This is a genomic window from Amaricoccus sp. (assembly GCF_017993425.1).
In the GTDB taxonomy this organism is placed as follows: domain Bacteria; phylum Pseudomonadota; class Alphaproteobacteria; order Rhodobacterales; family Rhodobacteraceae; genus Amaricoccus.
Window position 1 is genome coordinate 90,552 of record NZ_JAGOMQ010000011.1, and the last position, 16,408, is coordinate 106,959.

Genomic DNA, 16,408 nt, shown 5'->3' on the forward strand with positions numbered 1-16,408 from the left:
TCGGGCCGCAATGCCCGCCGAGGGCGCAGGCGTCGCGCCCTGCACGCGCCAACACGCGTGATATTCCGGTCAGATCATTGTATTTGTGAGATAAGTTCTGAGGCGTCAACCCTTTGTTCAGGAAGGTTGACGGCGTTGCGGGTCAGGCCGGGGCGGCGCCGGCGAGGGCGGGGAAGAGGGCGCGGAGGCCGCCGGCCATCATGGCGATGGCGATGGCGAGGAGGATGAGGCCCATCAGCCGGGTCATGATGACGCGCAGCGTGTCGGAGAGGTGCCGGCCGATCCACGCCGCGGAGAGCAGCGCCACGGCGAGGAGCCCGATCATGAAGGCGACGACGGCGACGTAGACGATCATGTCGCGCGGCGTGCGCGCCTCCTGGACGAAGAGGAGCAGGGTGGCGATCGACCCGGGCCCGACCACCATCGGGAAGGCGAGCGGGTAGAAGGCGATGGCGCTGCCCCGGGCTTCGCGGGCGTCGGTGGGGACGCTCTCGCGCTGGCCGCCCTCGTGGGCGGGGTTGCCGCCGCCGTTCAGCATGTTGAGCCCGATGATGGCGACGACGAGGCCGCCGGCGACGCGGAAGTCGTCCACGGTGATGCCGAAGAGGCGCAGTATCTGCTGGCCGGCGACGGCGGAGACGGCGCAGATCACCGCGGCGTAGAACACGACGGCGAGACCGGTGCGCCGGCGCTCGCCCGCGGTCATGCCGTCGGTGAGCGCGAGGAAGAGCGGCATGACGCTGATCGGGTTCATGATCGCCAGCAGCGCGCCGAAGAAGGTGACGCCGAAGGTGTGCTCCATGGGGCCGCTCCCGGTTCCGCGCGTCCGGGGCTAGCCGTCCCGGGGCGTGCGGTCAATCGGGCGCCCGCCGTGGGCAGGGGTCGGGTCGGTTCCGGGGGAATGTCGGGGCGCCCTTGCGCCCCGAAGTCGTCTGTTCCGCGCAAGCGGGGGCGGGCCCCCACGATGGCGGAAGCCTGCGGCCCCTGGATGGTCTGTTCCGCGCAAGCGGGGGCGGGCCTCCTGCGCGCCGTTGCGCGCATTCCCCATCCCCGACACCGCCGCCGTCGCGCTCGCGCGGGCCGGGCCTGGAAGACGCGGGGCTTCCCGGGGCGAGGTTCCGCCGGATAGCGGGCGGGCTACGGATCGCCGGTCGCGGCGCGACGGATCCCGTAGCGCGCAGGCGGGCGCCGGAGGCAGAAGGGCGGGTCGCCGGCGCGGTCGCCGGCGCGCGCCTGACGCGCGCGGCGCGGAGGCGATTGCGTGGTCGGAGGGGCGGCTGCTAGATGGCGGGCGCGGCGTGTCGGGGAAGGCGCATGGTTCATCTCGTCTTTCAGGGCGTTCTGCTCGGGATCGGCGCGACGCTGCTGCTCGATGTCTGGTCGGCGGCGCTGGGGATGCTGCCGGGGCAGTCGGCGCCGAACTGGGCGCTGGTCGGGCGGTGGTTCTGGCGCCTGCGCGAGGGCAGGGTGTTCCACGACGACATCGCGAAGGCGGAGCCCTGGGCGCATGAGCTGGCGCTGGGCTGGGCCGGGCACTACGCGGTGGGCGTGGTCTACGGGGTGGCGTTCGCGCTGATCGTGGGGCCGGGGTGGATGGCGGCGCCGAGCTTCCTGCCGGCGTGGATCTTCGGGATCGTGACGCTGGCGGCGGGGTGGTTCCTGCTCCAGCCGGGGATGGGGCTCGGCTGGGCGGCGTCGCGGACGCCGAACCCGGGGATGCGGCGGCTGATCGGGCTCGCCGGGCATACGGTGTTCGGGCTCGGCCTCTATGCGACGGCGCTGCTGATCGGCTGAGGCCGGCCTTGCCCGGAGGGAGCGCCGTGCCACACTGCACGACGCCTGCGTGCTGGATCCACGGGGCGCGCGCGCCGAGCGACCGACCGACCGAAGCGGCTTGCCCGCGAGGCCCGGCGCGACAAGCGAAAGCCCGGCTTTCGCCGCGCCGACGGCTGGAGCGCGGTTGCGCGCGGAAGCCGTGAGGGGTGAAGATTTCCCCGTAGCGCGCAATCCGTCCGTGAGCGCCCCGGCGAGCGCGGAATCGCGCTCGCCGGGGCGATCGCGGACGGATTTGCCACGGGTCAAATCCGTCTGGCGTCACCGTCGCGACCTGCTTCCGGCCGGGCTTCGGCTCCACTGTCGTGCAGTGTGGCGTCGTGCTACGGTTGCGGAATTCCTCAAGGGGAGCGCCGGGGATGACGCAGAAGCTCCGCCTGATCGCCGTGGCGGCCGCGTTCGCGGCGGCGTCGGGGGCCGCAGAGGCGGCGACGGTGCGGTTCGACCGGATGATGGTGCTGGGCGACAGCCTGAGCGATGTCGGGAACGCGCACGAGTTGAGCCTCGGCCTGGCGCCGGAGAGCCCGCCCTATGACCGGCTGCGCTTCTCGAACGGCAAGATCTGGTACGACCACGTCGCCGCGGTGATCGAGGAGGCGGGCGGGCGGGCGCGGAACTATGCCTACGGGGGCGCGCACGCGATCGGGGACCGTGACCAGATCCCGGATCTGCAGGACCAGCGCCGGCGGATGGTGGACAACGTCACGCCGCGCGACGGCGACCTCGCCGCGATCTGGATCGGGGGGAACGACCTGCTGGAGCGGGTGGGTCGGGACAACATGCGCAATGTAGCGAGGAACGCCGCGGACCAGGTGTTCGATGCGGCGCGGGCGTTGCAGCGGAACGGCTTCGACACGGCGATGATCTTCAACATGCCGAACCTCGCCGACATCCCGCGCTATGCGGGGGCGAGCGCGGCGGACCGGAACTCGGCGCGGGGCGGCAGCCGGGCCTACAACGAGCGGCTGGACGCGCGCATCGACCAGCTGCGTGGCCGCGGGATGCAGGTGATCGAGGTCGACGTCTACGGGCTCTTCGCCGACGTGGTCGCGAATCCGGGGAGCTACGGGATCGAGAACCTGACGACGCCCTGCATTCGTGGCGGCCGCGACCGCTGCAGCGGGGCCGAGGCGCGGGTGACCGCCTTCGCCGACGACATCCATCCGAGCGCGGCGCTGCACCGGATCCTTGCGGACCACGTCCTCGGACTGCTGGCGCCGGAGACGCTGGCCGGCCTCCTCGACGGAGCCGCGGCGACGGCGCCCGCAGCGCGAGCTCCGTCCGCCGAGGTCGCCGCCGTGCCGGCGCCGGCCCCGGGGCTCTTGCTCGTCGCCGGGCTCGGCGTGCTCGGGGCGGCGGCGCGGCGGCGGGCGGCGGGGCGCGCGCGCGGACACCCCTTCCCATTCGCGCCGGAAGCGGCTATGTGAGCCGCGCCGCGGGCCGCAAGGTCCGCGGTCCTCGTTTTCGCGACCCCGCTGGACGACATCCCGGCCGCGGCCGCGGAATCCGGGGCTTTCCGCAATCCCGAACCGAGAGGGAGCCTCCCGATGTCGATCACGCCCGACGTGAAAGAGCAGCTGATCAAGGACTACGCCGTCAAGGCCGGCGACACCGGCTCGCCGGAGGTGCAGGTCGCGATCCTGACCAGCCGCATCAACACGCTGACCGATCATTTCAAGACCCACGTCAAGGACAACCACTCGCGCCGCGGCCTGCTCAAGATGGTCTCGCAGCGCCGCAAGCTCCTCGACTACGTCAAGCGCAAGGACGAGGCGCGCTACCAGTCGCTGATCCAGCGCCTCGGCATCCGCCGCTAGAGCCGACACGGGCGCGCCCCCTCCCCGGGGGGCGCGCTTCGCCTTTCTCCGAGGCGCGGGACGGCGCGCCGCCTTCGCCGTCCAGAGGCACGCCGGACCCCCTCCCCGACCCCGAGGGCAAGTCCAAGAGGTGATCCGAGGGGTTTTCGCGGGCAGCGGCCCGCGCAAGCGGCGCACGCCAGGGGGCGGCGCCGGACGCAAGGAAGAGACATGTTCAACATCGTCAAGAAATCGATCGAGTGGGGCCACGACACGCTCACGCTCGAGACCGGGCGCATCGCGCGCCAGGCCGACGCGGCCGTGCTCGCCACCTACGGCGAGACCAGCGTGCTCGCCACCGTCGTCTACGCCCGCGCGCCGAAGCCGGGCCAGGACTTCTTCCCGCTGACCGTGCATTATCAGGAGAAGACCTACGCCGCGGGCAAGATCCCGGGCGGCTTCTTCAAGCGCGAGGCGCGGCCCTCGGAGAAGGAGGTGCTGACCTCCCGCCTGATCGACCGGCCGATCCGCCCGCTGTTCGTGGACGGGTTCAAGAACGAGGTCCAGGTCATCGCGACGGTTCTGTCCTATGACATGGAGAATGACCCGGACGTGGTCGGCATGATCGCCGCCTCGGCGGCGCTGACGCTCTCGGGCGTGCCGTTCATGGGGCCGGTCGGCTGCGCCCGCGTCGGCTTCGTCGACGGCGAGTACGTGCTGAACCCGGCCGTGGACGACATGGAGAAGCTGCGGGACAACCCCGAGCAGCGGCTCGACCTGATCGTCGCCGGCACCAAGGACGCGGTCATGATGGTCGAGTCCGAGGCCTATGAGCTCTCCGAGGCCGAGATGCTCGGCGCGGTGAAGTTCGGCCACGAGCAGATGCAGCCGGTGATCGACCTGATCATCGACATGGCCGAGGAGGCGGCGAAGGAGCCCTTCGCCTTCGAGGCGCCGGATTACGCCGCGCTCTACGAGCGGGCGAAGGCGATCGGCGGCGAGGCGATGCGCGCGGCCTTCGGCGTGCGCGACAAGCTCGCCCGCCAGACCGCGGTCGGCGACGCCAAGGCGCTGATCCGCGCCGGGCTGACCGAGGAGGAGCAGGCCGACCCGTCGCTCGACACGGTGATCAAGAAGCTCGAGTCGGACGTGGTGCGCTGGGACATCCTCGACCACGGCCGCCGCATCGACGGGCGCGACCTCGTGACCGTGCGCCCGATCCTCGCCGAGGTGGGCGTGCTGCCGCGCACCCACGGCTCCTCGCTGTTCACGCGGGGCGAGACCCAGGCGCTGGTGGTGACCACGCTCGGCACCGGCGACGACGAGCAGATCATCGACGCGCTGCATGGCTCGGGCCGGGCGAACTTCCTGCTGCACTACAACTTCCCGCCCTATTCGGTGGGCGAGACCGGCCGCATGGGCTCCCCGGGCCGCCGCGAGATCGGCCACGGCAAGCTCGCCTGGCGCGCGCTGCAGGCGGTGCTGCCGGCGGCGACGGACTTCCCCTACACGATCCGCGTCGTCTCGGAGATCACCGAGTCGAACGGCTCCTCCTCGATGGCGACGGTCTGCGGCTCGTCGCTCTCGATGATGGACGCGGCCGTGCCGCTCAAGGCGCCGGTCGCCGGCGTCGCCATGGGGCTGATCCTCGAGGGCGACCGCCACGCGGTCATCACCGACATCCTCGGCGACGAGGACCATCTCGGCGACATGGACTTCAAGGTGGCCGGCACCGAGAAGGGCATCACCTCGCTGCAGATGGACATCAAGGTCGCGGGCATCACGCCGGAGATCATGGAGACCGCGCTGGCGCAGGCCAAGGACGGCCGCATGCACATCCTCGGCGAGATGGCCAAGGCCCTGACCGCCGGCCGCGCCGAGTTCTCGGCGCACGCGCCGCGGATCGAGACGATGCAGATCGCCGTCGACAAGATCCGCGAGGTGATCGGCTCGGGCGGCAAGGTGATCCGCTCCATCGTCGAGGAATCGGGCGCCAAGGTCGACATCAACGACGACGGCACCATCAAGATCGCCTCGCCGAACGGCGCCGCGATCGAGAAGGCGCGCGAGCTGATCTCGGCGATCGTCGACGAGCCCGAGGTCGGGCGGATCTACACCGGCAAGGTGGTGAAGATCATGGACTTCGGCGCCTTCGTGAACTTCTTCGGAAAGCGCGACGGGTTGGTCCATGTCAGCCAGCTGTCGGCCGACCGGGTGAGCCACCCGAAGGACATCCTGACCGAGGGCCAGGACGTGAAGGTGAAGCTGATGGGCTTCGACGACCGCGGCAAGGTGCGGCTGTCGATGAAGGCGGTCGACCAGACGACCGGGCAGGAGATCAAGGAAGACGCCTGACGCCTTCCGCGGGCGCGCCGACGGCGCGCCCCGGTTCTTGCAGCGCCTCCGCCGGTCGGCGGGGGCGTTTTTCGTTTGCGGAATGCGTGGCTGGCGGGTCCCGGCTCACTGTACGGACGCTCTCCGAAGGTGGCCGTCGATGTCGTGGGCCAGCCACGTCGGGCTCGCCGTCCGTTCGGTCTTCGCCCGGGACCGGGCGCATGAGCTTGCGAAGCTGACCGCCCGCGCGGCCATGTTCCGCCGGGCGGCGTGGCGACCGCCGGCGATCTCGTCCGGCGGGGGCGGATCCTCGTGAAGCCGACGGGCGGCAGGATCGTGGGCCCGGCGGCGGCGGAAGCGGCTCTGAACGCGGCGCGCGAGAGGGACGTCGAGGATTGAGGCGCCGGATGCCGGCAATTTGGGGTCGGGAAGGGTCAGGACCTCGAATCCGGGGCTTCAAAAGCCGGGCGGAAGGGACTAGATTCGCGGGCGGCGGGCTCTGGCCTTCCCGTGAGGGGCACCAATCCTAGTGGCCTTAATCATTCTCGAGGGAGCTGGCTCTGCGACTGGCCCTGGCCTATCGCACCCGGCGCCCACCTGGTACGCCAGGCTCTCGAGGATCGGCAGCGCCCACGGTCGCGCCGGGCCCGCCGCCCGCCTCCGCCGTCGCCCCCGCTGATGAGCGCGCTCGCCGCCGAGAAGGCCGCGGCCCGCGCGGTCGCGATGGAGCGCCGCGCCGAGCTGCACAAGGACGGCGCCGGGGCTGCACGGCGCGCCGCGGCCCATGCGCTCGACGTCATCGCGCCGCTGCGGCATGTGCGGGTGGTCGCGGTCTACCTGCCGATGCGGAGCGAGATCGACCCGACGCCGCTGATGCTGGCGCTGGGCGGGCTCGGTCATGTCGTCGCGGCGCCGGTGATCGGCGGGCGGGGGCTGCCGCTCAGCTTTCGCGCCTGGCGGCCGGGGGCGGCGCTGGCGCGCGGGCCGCTCGGCGCGCCGCATCCGGCCGAGGGGGAGACGGTCGAGCCGGACCTCGTGGTCGCGCCGCTCCTCGCCTTCGACGCCGGCGGCTGGCGGCTCGGCTATGGCGGCGGCTACTACGACCGCACGCTGGCGGGGCTGCGCGCGGCGAGGTCGCTGACCGCGCTCGGCTTCGCCTATGCGGGGCAGGAGGTCGAGCGGGTGCCGCGGGGCCCGGACGACGCGCGCCTCGACGCGATCGTGACCGAGGCGGGGCTGATCCGGCCCGCCTGACCCGTTGCCGGGGAGGGCGTTCGCGGATAAGGCGAGCGCCATGCGGCTGCTCTTCCTCGGAGACGTGATGGGACGCGCCGGGCGCGTCGCGATCGCGGCGGAGCTGCCCGGGCTGCGCGCGCGCCTCGCGCTCGACTTCGTCGTCGTCAACGGCGAGAACGCCACCGGCGGCATGGGCCTGTCGGGCGCGCATGCGACGGAGATCCTCGCGGCCGGGGCCGATTGCATCACGCTGGGCGACCATGCCTTCGACCAGCGCGAGATGATGGCGTTCGTCGAGAGCGAGCCGCGGGTGCTGCGGCCGCTGAACTACGCCCGGGCCGCGCCCGGGGCCGGGGCGCGGCTCTTCGACGCGCCGGGCGGGCGGAAGGTCTTCGTGGCGCAGGCGCTGGGGCGCGTCTTCATGAAGCAGCCGTTCGACGATCCGTTCTCGGCGCTCGACGCGGCGCTGAAGGCGGCGCCGCTCGGCGGGCGCGCGAATGCGGTGGTCGTCGACGTCCATGCGGAGGCGACCTCGGAGAAGGTGGCGCTGGGACACTGGTGCGACGGGCGGGCGAGCCTCGTCGTCGGCACGCATACCCATGTGCCGACCGCCGACACGCAGATCCTCGCGCGCGGGACGGCCTACCAGAGCGATGCGGGCATGTGCGGCGACTATGACAGCGTGATCGGCATGGACAAGCTGGAGCCGATCTCGCGCTTCGTCACCGGCATGAACCGCGGCCGCTTCGAGCCGGCGAGCGGGCCGGCGACGCTGTGCGGGGTGTTCGTCGAGACCGACGACGCGACCGGGCGCGCGCGGCGCGCCGAGCCGCTGCGCCTCGGCGGGCGGCTCGGAGAGGCCGTTCCGGCCTGACCATGCCCGCCAAGCCCGCGACGCCGCGCCTGCTGCCGGTCCTCGTCCTCGTGGCCTGCGGCGCGACCTGGGGGCTGACGCTGCCGCTCATCCGGGTCGCCGTCTCGACCGGCCATGCCCCCCTCGGGATCATGCTGGCGCAGCAGCTCATCATGGCGGCGGTCTGCGGCGCGCTCCTCGTCGCCCTGCGCCTGCCCGTCCCGGGCCTGCGCGGCCATCTCGGGCTCTACGCCGCCGTGGCGGCGTTCGGCGCCGTGCTGCCCGGCTACTTCACCTTCCTGACCGCGGCGCTGATGCCGGCGGGGGTGCGCTCGATCCTGATCGCCATCGTGCCGATGTTCACGCTGCCGATGGCGCTCGCCCTCGGCTTCGAGCGGCCCGATGCGCGCCGGGCGATCGGGGTGCTGCTCGGGGCCGCGGCGATCGTCCTCATCGCCGCCCCCGGCGGCGGGGTCGGCCAGCCCGTCGCGGCCGGCGTGGTGCTCCTCGCGCTGGTCTCGCCGGTCAGCTACGCGGTCGAGGCGAACTTTCTCGCCTGGCGCGGGTCCGACGGGCTGCACCCGCTCCAGCTGCTGCTCGGGGCCTCGCTGGTCGGCGCCGCGATGACGTGGCCGCTCGCCGCCGCGACCGGCGAGACGCTCGATCTCCCTGCATCCTGGGGGCCGGCGGAATACGCCATCCTCGCCTCCGGCGTGCTCAACGCCGTCGCCTATGCCGGCTACGTCTGGATGGTCGGCCATGCCGGCTCGGTCTTCGCGAGCCAGATCGCCTATCTCGTCACCGCCTTCGGCGTCGGCTGGTCGATGCTGCTGCTCGGCGAGCGCTACCCGGCCACGGTCTGGGCGGCCTTCGCGGTCATGCTCGGCGGCGTCGCCCTCGTGCAGCCGCGCGCCGCCGCCGTAACCGGCTCTCCCGAAGAGCCTTGAGGCGCCCGGCCCTTTGCGCCATGGTGCGCCTCGGCCTGGCGGGGACCGGGCCATTGTAGATGGGGTCACTGGTTGTTCGAGATCGCCGCTAGCCCGGATCTCCCGGCGTACCTGACGCTTGGAGTCCTGGCAGGGATGTTCCTGCTCTTCGTCCTTGAGGTCCTTCCGGTCGAGGTCACGGCGATGATCGGCGCCGCCGCGACCGTGCTCCTCGGCCTCGTGCCGTCGAAGGAGGTGCTCGAGGTCTTCGCCAATCCCGCGCCCTGGACGATCGCGGCGATGTTCATCGTCACGGGCGGGCTGGTGCGCACCGGCCTCGTCAGCGCCATCGGACGCCTGATCTCGCGCCGGGCGGCGAAGCACCGGATGGCGACGCTGCTCGGCGCGGGCCTCTTCCTCTGCGCCGTCTCGCCGTTCTGCAACAACACGCCGCTCGTCGCGGTGATGATCCCGGTGACGGTGCAGCTCGCCCACAGCATGGGGCTCGCGCCATCCAAGCTCTTGATCCCGCTTTCCTACCTGACCGTGCTCGCCGGCATGATCACCATGATCGGCACCTCGACGAACATCCTCGTCGACGGCGTGGCGCGCGAGCAGGGCATGGTGCCGTTCGGGCTCTTCGAGATCGCGCCGCTCGGGATCGTCGTCACGATCGTCGGCTTCGCGATGATGCTGCTGCTGGTGCCGAAGCTCCTGCCGAACCGCGACTCGATGGCGGACCTCCTCGGCGGGCGCAAGCGGCTCAAGTTCTTCACCGAGGTGGTGGTGCCCGAGGGCTCGCCGCTGATCGGCGCCAACGTCATGGAGGTGCAGATCTTCCGCCGCCAGGGGATGCGGGTGATCGACGTGCTGCGCGGCGAGGAATCGCTGCGCCGGCAGTTCCCCAACGTGAAGCTGATCGAGGGCGACCGCATCGTGCTGCGCACCGAGATGCAGGAGCTGCTGGGGCTGAAGGATTCGAACAAGGTCACGCTGGTCGACCGGGTGGGCTCCAAGCGCACGACCACGGTCGAGACGCTGATCATGCCGGACTGCAAGCTGGTCGGCCGCTCGCTCGGCAGCCTGCGCCTGCGCCGGCGCTACGGCGTCTATCCGCTCGCCGTCCACCGCCGCAGCCAGAACATCGGCCGCCAGCTCGACGAGGTGGTGGTGCGGGTCGGCGACACCCTGCTGCTCGAGGGCGCGCCGGAGGACATCCGCCGGCTGGCCGCCGACGTCGACCTGGTCGACCTGACCGAGCCGGCCGACAAGCCGTTCAAGCGCGAGCGCGCGCCCCTCGTGGTGCTGGTGCTGATCACCATCGTCACGCTGGCGGCGCTCGACGTCGCCTCGATCCAGATCCTGTCGATGATGGGCGTGGTGGCGCTGCTCGCCACCGGCACGATCGAGCCGGAGGAGGCCTACAACAACGTCAGCGCCTCGCTCCTGGTGCTGATCCTCGCCATGCTCGTCGTCGGGGCGGCGCTCGACCATTCCGGCGCGGCGCAGCTCGTCGTCGACGAGATATCGCCGAGCCTCGCGACGATGTCGCCGCTGATGGTGCTGTTCGTCCTCTACTTCATGACGCAGATCCTGACGGAGATCCTGTCGAACAACGCCGTCGCGGTGATCGTGACGCCGCTCGCCATCGCGCTCGCCCACAACCTCGGGCTCGACCCGCGGCCCTACGTGATCGCGGTGATGTTCGCGGCCACGCTCGCCTTCGCCACCCCGATCGGCTACCAGACCAACACGATGGTCTATGGCCCCGGCGGCTACAAGTTCACCGACTTCACCCGCATCGGCCTGCCGCTCAACATCGTCACCGGCATCGCCGCCTGCCTCGCCATCCCGTATTTCTGGCCGCTCGTGCCGGGCTGATGAAGCCGATCGTCACCCTCACGCTCAACCCGGCGATCGACGGGGCCTGCGAGGCCGAGGCGGTGCGGCCCACCCACAAGGTGCGGACGCGCGGCGAACGCTACACCCCTGGCGGCGGCGGGGTGAACGTGGCCCGCGTCATCGCCGAGCTGGGCGGGCCGGCGCTGCCGGTCTACCTCGCCGGGGGCGCGACCGGCGACGTGCTCGACGAGTTGATGGCCGAGCTGAGGGAGGGGCGCGGGCTCGACGTCCGGCGGGTGGACATCGCCGGGCACACCCGGATCAGCCTCGCGGTGATGGAACGGTCGACGGGGCTCGAGTATCGCTTCATCCCGGAGGGGCCGGAGGTGACGCCGGCGGAATGGCTGGCCTGCCTCGACCTGATCGACGGGCTCGACCACGACTGGCTGGTGGTGAGCGGCAGCCTGCCGCGCGGGCTGCCGGGGGACGCCTTCGTGACGCTCACGCGGCGGGCGGCGGACCGCGGCGTACGGGTGGCGCTCGACAGCTCCGGTCCCGCGTTCCGCGCCACGCTCGACGCGGGCGGCCTTGCGCTGATCAAGCCGAGCATCGGCGAGTTCCGCGCCCTGACCGGCCTCGCGCTGGAGGAGCCCGGGGACGCGGCCGAGGCGGCGCGGGAGATCGTCGAATCGGGGCGCGCGGAGATCGTCGCCGTCACGCTCGGCCGCGACGGCGCGGTGCTGGCGAGCCGCGAGGCCACGCTGGTCCGGCCCGCCCCCGAGGTGGCGACCCAGAGCGCCACCGGCGCCGGCGACAGCTTCGTCGGCGGCATGGTGCTGGCGCTGGCCGAGGGCCGCCCGGTCGTGCAGGCCTTCCTGCTCGGCATGGCCGCCGGGGCCGCCACGGCGATGGCCCCGGGCACCGACCTCTGCCGCCGCGCCGACGTCGAGCGCCTGCATTCCGGGCTGTCGCAGGGGTGAGCGCCCGCGCGGGACGCGAAAAACCCTCACGACCGCGCGACTTGCGAGCCGGAAGGCTTGTGTAGTATGCGATCCGCAGTAATCGGGCATTTTGAGTGGGATGGTGCGCATGACGGCGGGCACTCGCAGTTCCGGGGCGATCTTCGGGAAACTCGCTGACGAGGCGAAGCGTCTCGTGCAAAGGGCGCAGAGCAGCCGCGATATTTCGGGGCGGTTCACCAGTTCGGAGCTCGACCGGGCGCGGCGCGTCGAGGTGGTCGTCCTGCCGCTCGGCCCCTATCGCAACCTCACCACGATGACGGCGGCGCTATATGCGTTGCATCCGAACGGGCTGGTGCTCAACCACGCGGCGCAGCGCGTGCTCGGTTCCCCGGTGGACCCCTTCGCCGACCTCGGCGACGAGCGCTGGCTGCGGTTCAAGGCCGCCGCCTTCCGGCTGGCGCAGCACGGCCGCGGCGGCAACTTCGGCGGCAACGTGCTCTTGTCGCACGCCTTCGCCAACTCGGAGCTGGCGAAGGCCTACGCGGCGCGCTTCGGGGAGGCGATCGTCAAGCCCGACACGAAGGCGCTGTTCTGGAAGGATTCGACCCGGCTGCAGAACCGCATCATGGAGCGGGAAGGGCTCATCGACGAGCTGCTGGAGCGGCAGCCGGGCGCGCGGTTCCTGTTTCCCGTGCGCAACCCGATGGACTGCGCGCGCTCCAACATGCGGACGGGGCACTGGCGCTATCTGGTGGCCGAGGGGGCCGGGTTCGATGCGGTGCTGCGCAAGATCCTCGAGCTGCTGCAGTGGTTCCGCCGGCAGGAGCGGGCGCGGCCGGACCGGTTCCTGTCGTTCACCGAGACCGAGATCGACGCGGGCTTTCCCGAGCGCATCGCCGCCTTCAGCAACCTGCCGGCGCCCGCGAGCTGGGCCGTGGACGACGCCCCGAAGGCGATCGAGGTGGTGCAGCGCTCCGCCCATGCCCCCGAGGTGGTGGCGCGCTACGCCGAGCTGGTGGCCGATCTCTTCGGCGACGACCCGGAGATGCGGCGTCGCCTGGAGCAGTTCGCCCAGTAAGGAGCCGGCGCCGCCCGGCGCCGGCGCGCGATCCCGGCCGGGAGCTCAGTCGACCGCGAAGCAGTAGAAGAGGCCGGCGCCGCCGGTGCCTTTCAGCGCCTCGAGGCTGCAGCCGCCGCGGGAGGGGTGGGCGGCGTTCCACGAGGCAGCCGTCGGGACATCCGCGCGACCCTGGCGGTCGTGGTGGCCGAGCATGGCCGCGCCCTCGGCCCCGCCGAGGGTCCAGTCGCCGCAGGTGTCGCCGGAGCGCGTGCCGTCGGCGAGCGAGCCGGTGAGGATGTCGTGCATGTTGGGCTCGTCGCCGCGGCCGTTGACGACGGCGCCGGTCTCGGTCAGCGCCGTCTCCTTGGAGAGGGCGTTGGCGTCCGAATGCAGCTCGTCGACGCTCGCGGCGATGACCACGCCCCTGGCGTTGGTCCAGGGGCCGGTCCCGATGCGGTCGCGCGCGTCGACGCCGGAGGTGGAGAGGTAGGCCGCCCAGGTCCGGCCGGCGACGCCCGCGGCCTCGGCGAGCGCGGCGCAGTGGGCGTCGGCCCCGGCGAGGCCGCCGAGGTCGCCGCCCTTGCCGGGATTCACGCTGGTCACGAAGAAACTCGTGCTCTGGTCCTGCGCCAGGGCGGCGCCGGCAGAGAGGAGGAAGGCGCAGGCAAGCGTCCGTCTCATCTCGCGCTCCCTTCGGGCTCGGGGAAATCCCCGGGCGAGCATACGCCGTCGCGGGCCTCGCGTCATCGGAGGCGTGGCCCGGAGCGCGTCAGAGCGGCAGGAAGGGGGCGAGGGTGGCGAGGAGCAGGGCGGCCATGGCGTAGTTGACGCGCCGGAGGATGGCGGGGCGCGCGACGAGGCGGCGGAGCTCGCGGCCCATGGCGACCCAGAGCAGGTTGCAGGGCGGGCCGACCAGCAGGAAGGTCCCGGCCACCGCGGCGACGCCCGTCCAGCCCTGCCCGAGCGCGTAGACGCCGAGCGCGGTCAGCGCCATCGCCCAGGCCTTGGGGTTCACCCACTGGAAGGCGGCGGCCTGCAGGAAGGTGAGCGGCCGCCCGGCCGGCGCGGCCTCGGAGGGGGGCGCGGCCGTGGCGATCTTCCAGGCGAGCCACAGCATGTAGGCGACGCTCGCGAGCTTCAGCGTGGTCATCGCCGTCGGGTGGGTGGCGATGGCCTGCCCGATCCCGGCCCCGAGCAGCACGATCATGAAGACGACGCCGCAGGTGAACTCGATCGCCACCTATGTCGTCATCGCCTCGCCCAAGGACGAGCGCGATTGACGGGGTTCTCGATTATCCAGTAAGATCATTAGGTTGATGGCGGCCCCAGGTGGGGCCTGCCCCGCAGGGAGCCGTCCCGATGTCCCATCCCGCCCTCGTACCCGGATCGGTCGCCGTCGTCACCGGCGGCGCCTCGGGCATCGGCCTCGCCGCGGCGCTGCGCTTCGCCGCCCTCGGGCTCAAGGTCTGCGTGGCCGACCTCGGGCCGGAGAAGCTGGCCGCGGCCGCCGACGCGCTGGCCGCCGCCGCGCCGGGCGGGGCCGAGGACGTGCTGGCGGCGGAGGCCTCGGTGGCGCGGCCCGAGGACATGGACCGGCTCGCCGCCGGGGTCGAGGCGGCCTGGGGCGGCACGGACGTGCTGATGCTGAACGCGGGCGTGCAGCCGGGGTCCAGCGTGTTCGGGCCGATCGAGGACTGGATCCGGGTGCTCGACGTGAACCTCTGGGGGGTGATCCACGGCGCCCGCGCCTTCGTGCCGGGGATGCTGGCGCGCGGCCGGCCCGGGGCGGTGATCGCCACGGGATCGAAGCAGGGCATCACCACGCCGCCGGGCGACCCGGCCTACAACGTCTCCAAGGCGGGCGTGAAGGTCTTCACGGAGGCGCTGGCGCACGAGCTGCGGAACGCGCCCGGCCATGCGCTGACCGCGCATCTGCTGATCCCCGGCTTCGTCTTCACGCCGCTCGCCGCGGGCGGGCGCACGGAGAGGCCGGCGGGGGCGTGGACCGCCGACCAGACCGCGGATTTCCTGCTGGAGAAGCTCGGGGCGGGGGATTTCTACATCCTCTGCCCGGACAACGACGTCGACCGCGCGCTCGACGAGAAGCGGATCGCCTGGGCGGCGGGCGACATCATCGAGAACCGCCCGCCGCTCTCGCGCTGGCACCCGGACTTCGCCGAGGCGTTCAAGGCCTTCGTCAGGGGCTAGGGCCGGACGGCCTCACGGCGCCCGGACCGTCCCGGTATCCACTACCGCGGCACGCCGGAGGCCCCCGCCCGGGCCGGACGGCCTCGCGGCGCCCGGACCGTCCCGGTCGCCAGGCCGCCCCGGGGTCAGGCCGCGTCCGCCATCGCCTTCCTGTTGGCCTCGGAGGTGGCGAGCTTGGTCAGCGTGGCGTCGGCCTTGGTCTCCTCGGCGAGCGTCGCGTCGAAGAGCTTGGCGGCGTCGGCGTGGCCGAGGGTCTCGGCCCAGGCGCGCAGCGTGCCGTAGCGGGACATCTCGTAGTGCTCGACCGCCTGCGCCGCGGCGACAAGGGCGGCGTCGAGCGCCGGCGAGCCGTCGAAGGATTCGATCGCCTCGTCGCCCTCGCCGAGGATGCCCTCGATCGCCTCGCAGGTCTTGCCGCGGGCGGGCTTGCCGATGATCTCGAACACCTGCTGCAGGCGCTCGACATGGCCCTCGGTCTCGCCGCGGTGCGCCTCGAAGGCGGCCCTGAGCTCGGGCGCGTCGGCGCCGCGGGCCATCTTGGGCAGCGCCTTCAGGATCTTGCGCTCGGCGTAGTAGATGTCGCGGAGCGTGTCGTGGAACAGCGTGTCCAGGGTCTTCTCGGCCATGGCCTCCTCCGGGGTCGCGGGGTGCGTGGACCGGGGCAACGCAAGCGGGCCGGGTCCGTTCCGCCCGTGCGGCGGAGGCGGGTCTGGCGCCGCGGGCCGGGGGCGCATATATCGCCATCGGTCGGAGAGGGGGCCTCATGGACGGCGATCGGTTTCCGGGCTGGCACGGCACGACCATCATCGGCGTGCGCAAGGGCGGCCGGGTGGTGGTGGCGGGCGACGGGCAGGTGAGCCTCGGCCAGACCGTCATCAAGGGCACGGCGCGCAAGGTGCGGCGGCTGGAGCCCGGCGGCAGGCCGGTGCTGTGCGGCTTCGCCGGCTCGACGGCGGACGCCTTCACGCTGCTGGAGCGGCTGGAGAAGAAGCTCGAGGCGGCGCCCGGGCAGTTGCAGCGCGCCGCGGTGGAGCTCGCCAAGGACTGGCGGACGGACAAGTACCTGCGCAACCTCGAGGCGATGCTGATCGTCTCGGACGGGCGCGACCTGCTGGTGATCACCGGCGCGGGCGACGTGCTGGAGCCGGAGCACGACGTCGCGGCGATCGGCTCGGGCGGGAATTATGCGCTGGCGGCGGCGCGGGCGCTGATGGACCAGGACCTCGACGCCGAGGCGATCGCGCGCAAGGCGCTGGCGATCGCGGCGGAGATCTGCGTCTACACCAACGGCAACCTGACGGTCGAGGCGCTCGATGCAGCCTGACCGGGCCGCGCCCGGCGCGCCCCGCCCACCCACC

16 protein-coding genes are annotated in these 16,408 nt (G+C 72.4%); 12 read left to right on the forward strand and 4 right to left on the reverse strand.

Annotation, left to right across the window (positions count from 1 at the left end):
• Window positions 1-142: 142 nt before the first annotated feature.
• A complete protein-coding gene (locus KBB57_RS07380) occupies window positions 143-802 on the reverse strand; it encodes a MarC family protein (RefSeq protein ID WP_290748181.1) in 660 nt (219 codons plus the stop codon).
• 512 nt (window positions 803-1,314) lie between these two features.
• On the opposite strand from KBB57_RS07380, the gene KBB57_RS07385 reads away from it, so the two are divergent.
• The 10 genes from KBB57_RS07385 (at window position 1,315) to KBB57_RS07430 (ending at window position 12,860) form a co-directional block, all read left to right on the forward strand.
• Entirely contained in the window at window positions 1,315-1,794 is a 480-nt protein-coding gene (locus KBB57_RS07385) for a DUF2938 domain-containing protein (RefSeq protein ID WP_290748184.1), read from the forward strand.
• 398 nt (window positions 1,795-2,192) lie between these two features.
• Complete coding sequence (locus tag KBB57_RS07390; protein WP_290748187.1) at window positions 2,193-3,260, forward strand: SGNH/GDSL hydrolase family protein; 1,068 nt, start codon at window positions 2,193-2,195, stop codon at window positions 3,258-3,260.
• A gap of 120 nt (window positions 3,261-3,380) precedes the next feature.
• Complete coding sequence (rpsO, locus tag KBB57_RS07395) at window positions 3,381-3,650, forward strand: 30S ribosomal protein S15 (RefSeq protein WP_290748190.1); 270 nt, start codon at window positions 3,381-3,383, stop codon at window positions 3,648-3,650.
• Window positions 3,651-3,860: 210 nt separating this feature from the next.
• Window positions 3,861-5,984, forward strand: coding sequence for a polyribonucleotide nucleotidyltransferase (pnp, locus tag KBB57_RS07400; protein WP_290748193.1), 2,124 nt, complete (start codon window positions 3,861-3,863; stop codon window positions 5,982-5,984).
• 657 nt (window positions 5,985-6,641) lie between these two features.
• On the forward strand, window positions 6,642-7,217 hold the full coding sequence (locus KBB57_RS07405; RefSeq protein ID WP_290748195.1) for a 5-formyltetrahydrofolate cyclo-ligase: 576 nt from the start codon (window positions 6,642-6,644) through the stop codon (window positions 7,215-7,217).
• A 40-nt stretch (window positions 7,218-7,257) separates the two neighbouring features.
• Window positions 7,258-8,073, forward strand: a complete 816-nt coding sequence (locus KBB57_RS07410; protein ID WP_290748198.1) for a TIGR00282 family metallophosphoesterase — start codon at window positions 7,258-7,260, stop codon at window positions 8,071-8,073.
• Window positions 8,074-8,075: 2 nt separating this feature from the next.
• Window positions 8,076-8,999, forward strand: coding sequence for a DMT family transporter (locus KBB57_RS07415; RefSeq protein WP_290748201.1), 924 nt, complete (start codon window positions 8,076-8,078; stop codon window positions 8,997-8,999).
• A 135-nt stretch (window positions 9,000-9,134) separates the two neighbouring features.
• On the forward strand, window positions 9,135-10,859 hold the full coding sequence (locus tag KBB57_RS07420) for an SLC13 family permease (RefSeq protein ID WP_290748204.1): 1,725 nt from the start codon (window positions 9,135-9,137) through the stop codon (window positions 10,857-10,859).
• The gene (locus KBB57_RS07425; protein ID WP_290748207.1) at window positions 10,859-11,800 is read left to right on the forward strand and encodes a 1-phosphofructokinase family hexose kinase; all 942 of its coding nucleotides are present in this window, start codon (window positions 10,859-10,861) and stop codon (window positions 11,798-11,800) included. The genes KBB57_RS07420 and KBB57_RS07425 overlap by 1 nt, the downstream gene beginning before the upstream one ends.
• Window positions 11,801-11,975: 175 nt before the next feature.
• Window positions 11,976-12,860: a hypothetical protein gene (locus tag KBB57_RS07430; protein ID WP_290748210.1), complete on the forward strand. Its 885-nt coding sequence runs from the start codon at window positions 11,976-11,978 to the stop codon at window positions 12,858-12,860.
• A 45-nt stretch (window positions 12,861-12,905) separates the two neighbouring features.
• On the opposite strand, the gene KBB57_RS07435 is transcribed toward KBB57_RS07430, so the two are convergent.
• Window positions 12,906-13,523: a hypothetical protein gene (locus KBB57_RS07435; protein WP_290748212.1), complete on the reverse strand. Its 618-nt coding sequence runs from the start codon at window positions 13,521-13,523 to the stop codon at window positions 12,906-12,908.
• An 88-nt stretch (window positions 13,524-13,611) separates the two neighbouring features.
• A complete protein-coding gene (locus tag KBB57_RS07440; RefSeq protein ID WP_290748214.1) occupies window positions 13,612-14,082 on the reverse strand; it encodes a LysE family transporter in 471 nt (156 codons plus the stop codon).
• Between the two features lie 119 nt (window positions 14,083-14,201).
• On the opposite strand from KBB57_RS07440, the gene KBB57_RS07445 reads away from it, so the two are divergent.
• Window positions 14,202-15,050, forward strand: coding sequence for an SDR family oxidoreductase (locus tag KBB57_RS07445; protein ID WP_290748217.1), 849 nt, complete (start codon window positions 14,202-14,204; stop codon window positions 15,048-15,050).
• 125 nt (window positions 15,051-15,175) lie between these two features.
• Here the strand turns inward: KBB57_RS07445 and KBB57_RS07450 are convergent, their stop codons facing one another.
• Window positions 15,176-15,676: a ferritin-like domain-containing protein gene (locus KBB57_RS07450; RefSeq protein ID WP_290748218.1), complete on the reverse strand. Its 501-nt coding sequence runs from the start codon at window positions 15,674-15,676 to the stop codon at window positions 15,176-15,178.
• A gap of 137 nt (window positions 15,677-15,813) precedes the next feature.
• On the opposite strand from KBB57_RS07450, the gene hslV reads away from it, so the two are divergent.
• Window positions 15,814-16,374, forward strand: a complete 561-nt coding sequence (gene hslV / locus KBB57_RS07455) for an ATP-dependent protease subunit HslV (RefSeq protein WP_290748222.1) — start codon at window positions 15,814-15,816, stop codon at window positions 16,372-16,374.
• The last annotated feature ends 34 nt before the right edge of the window (window positions 16,375-16,408 follow it).

Excerpts from the sequence above, each read along its gene's own strand:
- KBB57_RS07380 (WP_290748181.1), bottom strand. The coding sequence starts at position 802 with ATGGAGCACACCTTCGGCGTCACCTTCTTCGGCGCGCTGCTGGCGATC.
- KBB57_RS07385 (WP_290748184.1), top strand. The coding sequence starts at position 1,315 with ATGGTTCATCTCGTCTTTCAGGGCGTTCTGCTCGGGATCGGCGCGACG.
- KBB57_RS07390 (WP_290748187.1), top strand. The coding sequence starts at position 2,193 with ATGACGCAGAAGCTCCGCCTGATCGCCGTGGCGGCCGCGTTCGCGGCG.
- rpsO (WP_290748190.1), top strand. The coding sequence starts at position 3,381 with ATGTCGATCACGCCCGACGTGAAAGAGCAGCTGATCAAGGACTACGCC.
- pnp (WP_290748193.1), top strand. The coding sequence starts at position 3,861 with ATGTTCAACATCGTCAAGAAATCGATCGAGTGGGGCCACGACACGCTC.
- KBB57_RS07405 (WP_290748195.1), top strand. The coding sequence starts at position 6,642 with ATGAGCGCGCTCGCCGCCGAGAAGGCCGCGGCCCGCGCGGTCGCGATG.
- KBB57_RS07410 (WP_290748198.1), top strand. The coding sequence starts at position 7,258 with ATGCGGCTGCTCTTCCTCGGAGACGTGATGGGACGCGCCGGGCGCGTC.
- KBB57_RS07415 (WP_290748201.1), top strand. The coding sequence starts at position 8,076 with ATGCCCGCCAAGCCCGCGACGCCGCGCCTGCTGCCGGTCCTCGTCCTC.
- KBB57_RS07420 (WP_290748204.1), top strand. The coding sequence starts at position 9,135 with ATGTTCCTGCTCTTCGTCCTTGAGGTCCTTCCGGTCGAGGTCACGGCG.
- KBB57_RS07425 (WP_290748207.1), top strand. The coding sequence starts at position 10,859 with ATGAAGCCGATCGTCACCCTCACGCTCAACCCGGCGATCGACGGGGCC.
- KBB57_RS07435 (WP_290748212.1), bottom strand. The coding sequence starts at position 13,523 with ATGAGACGGACGCTTGCCTGCGCCTTCCTCCTCTCTGCCGGCGCCGCC.
- KBB57_RS07445 (WP_290748217.1), top strand. The coding sequence starts at position 14,202 with ATGTCCCATCCCGCCCTCGTACCCGGATCGGTCGCCGTCGTCACCGGC.
- KBB57_RS07450 (WP_290748218.1), bottom strand. The coding sequence starts at position 15,676 with ATGGCCGAGAAGACCCTGGACACGCTGTTCCACGACACGCTCCGCGAC.
- hslV (WP_290748222.1), top strand. The coding sequence starts at position 15,814 with ATGGACGGCGATCGGTTTCCGGGCTGGCACGGCACGACCATCATCGGC.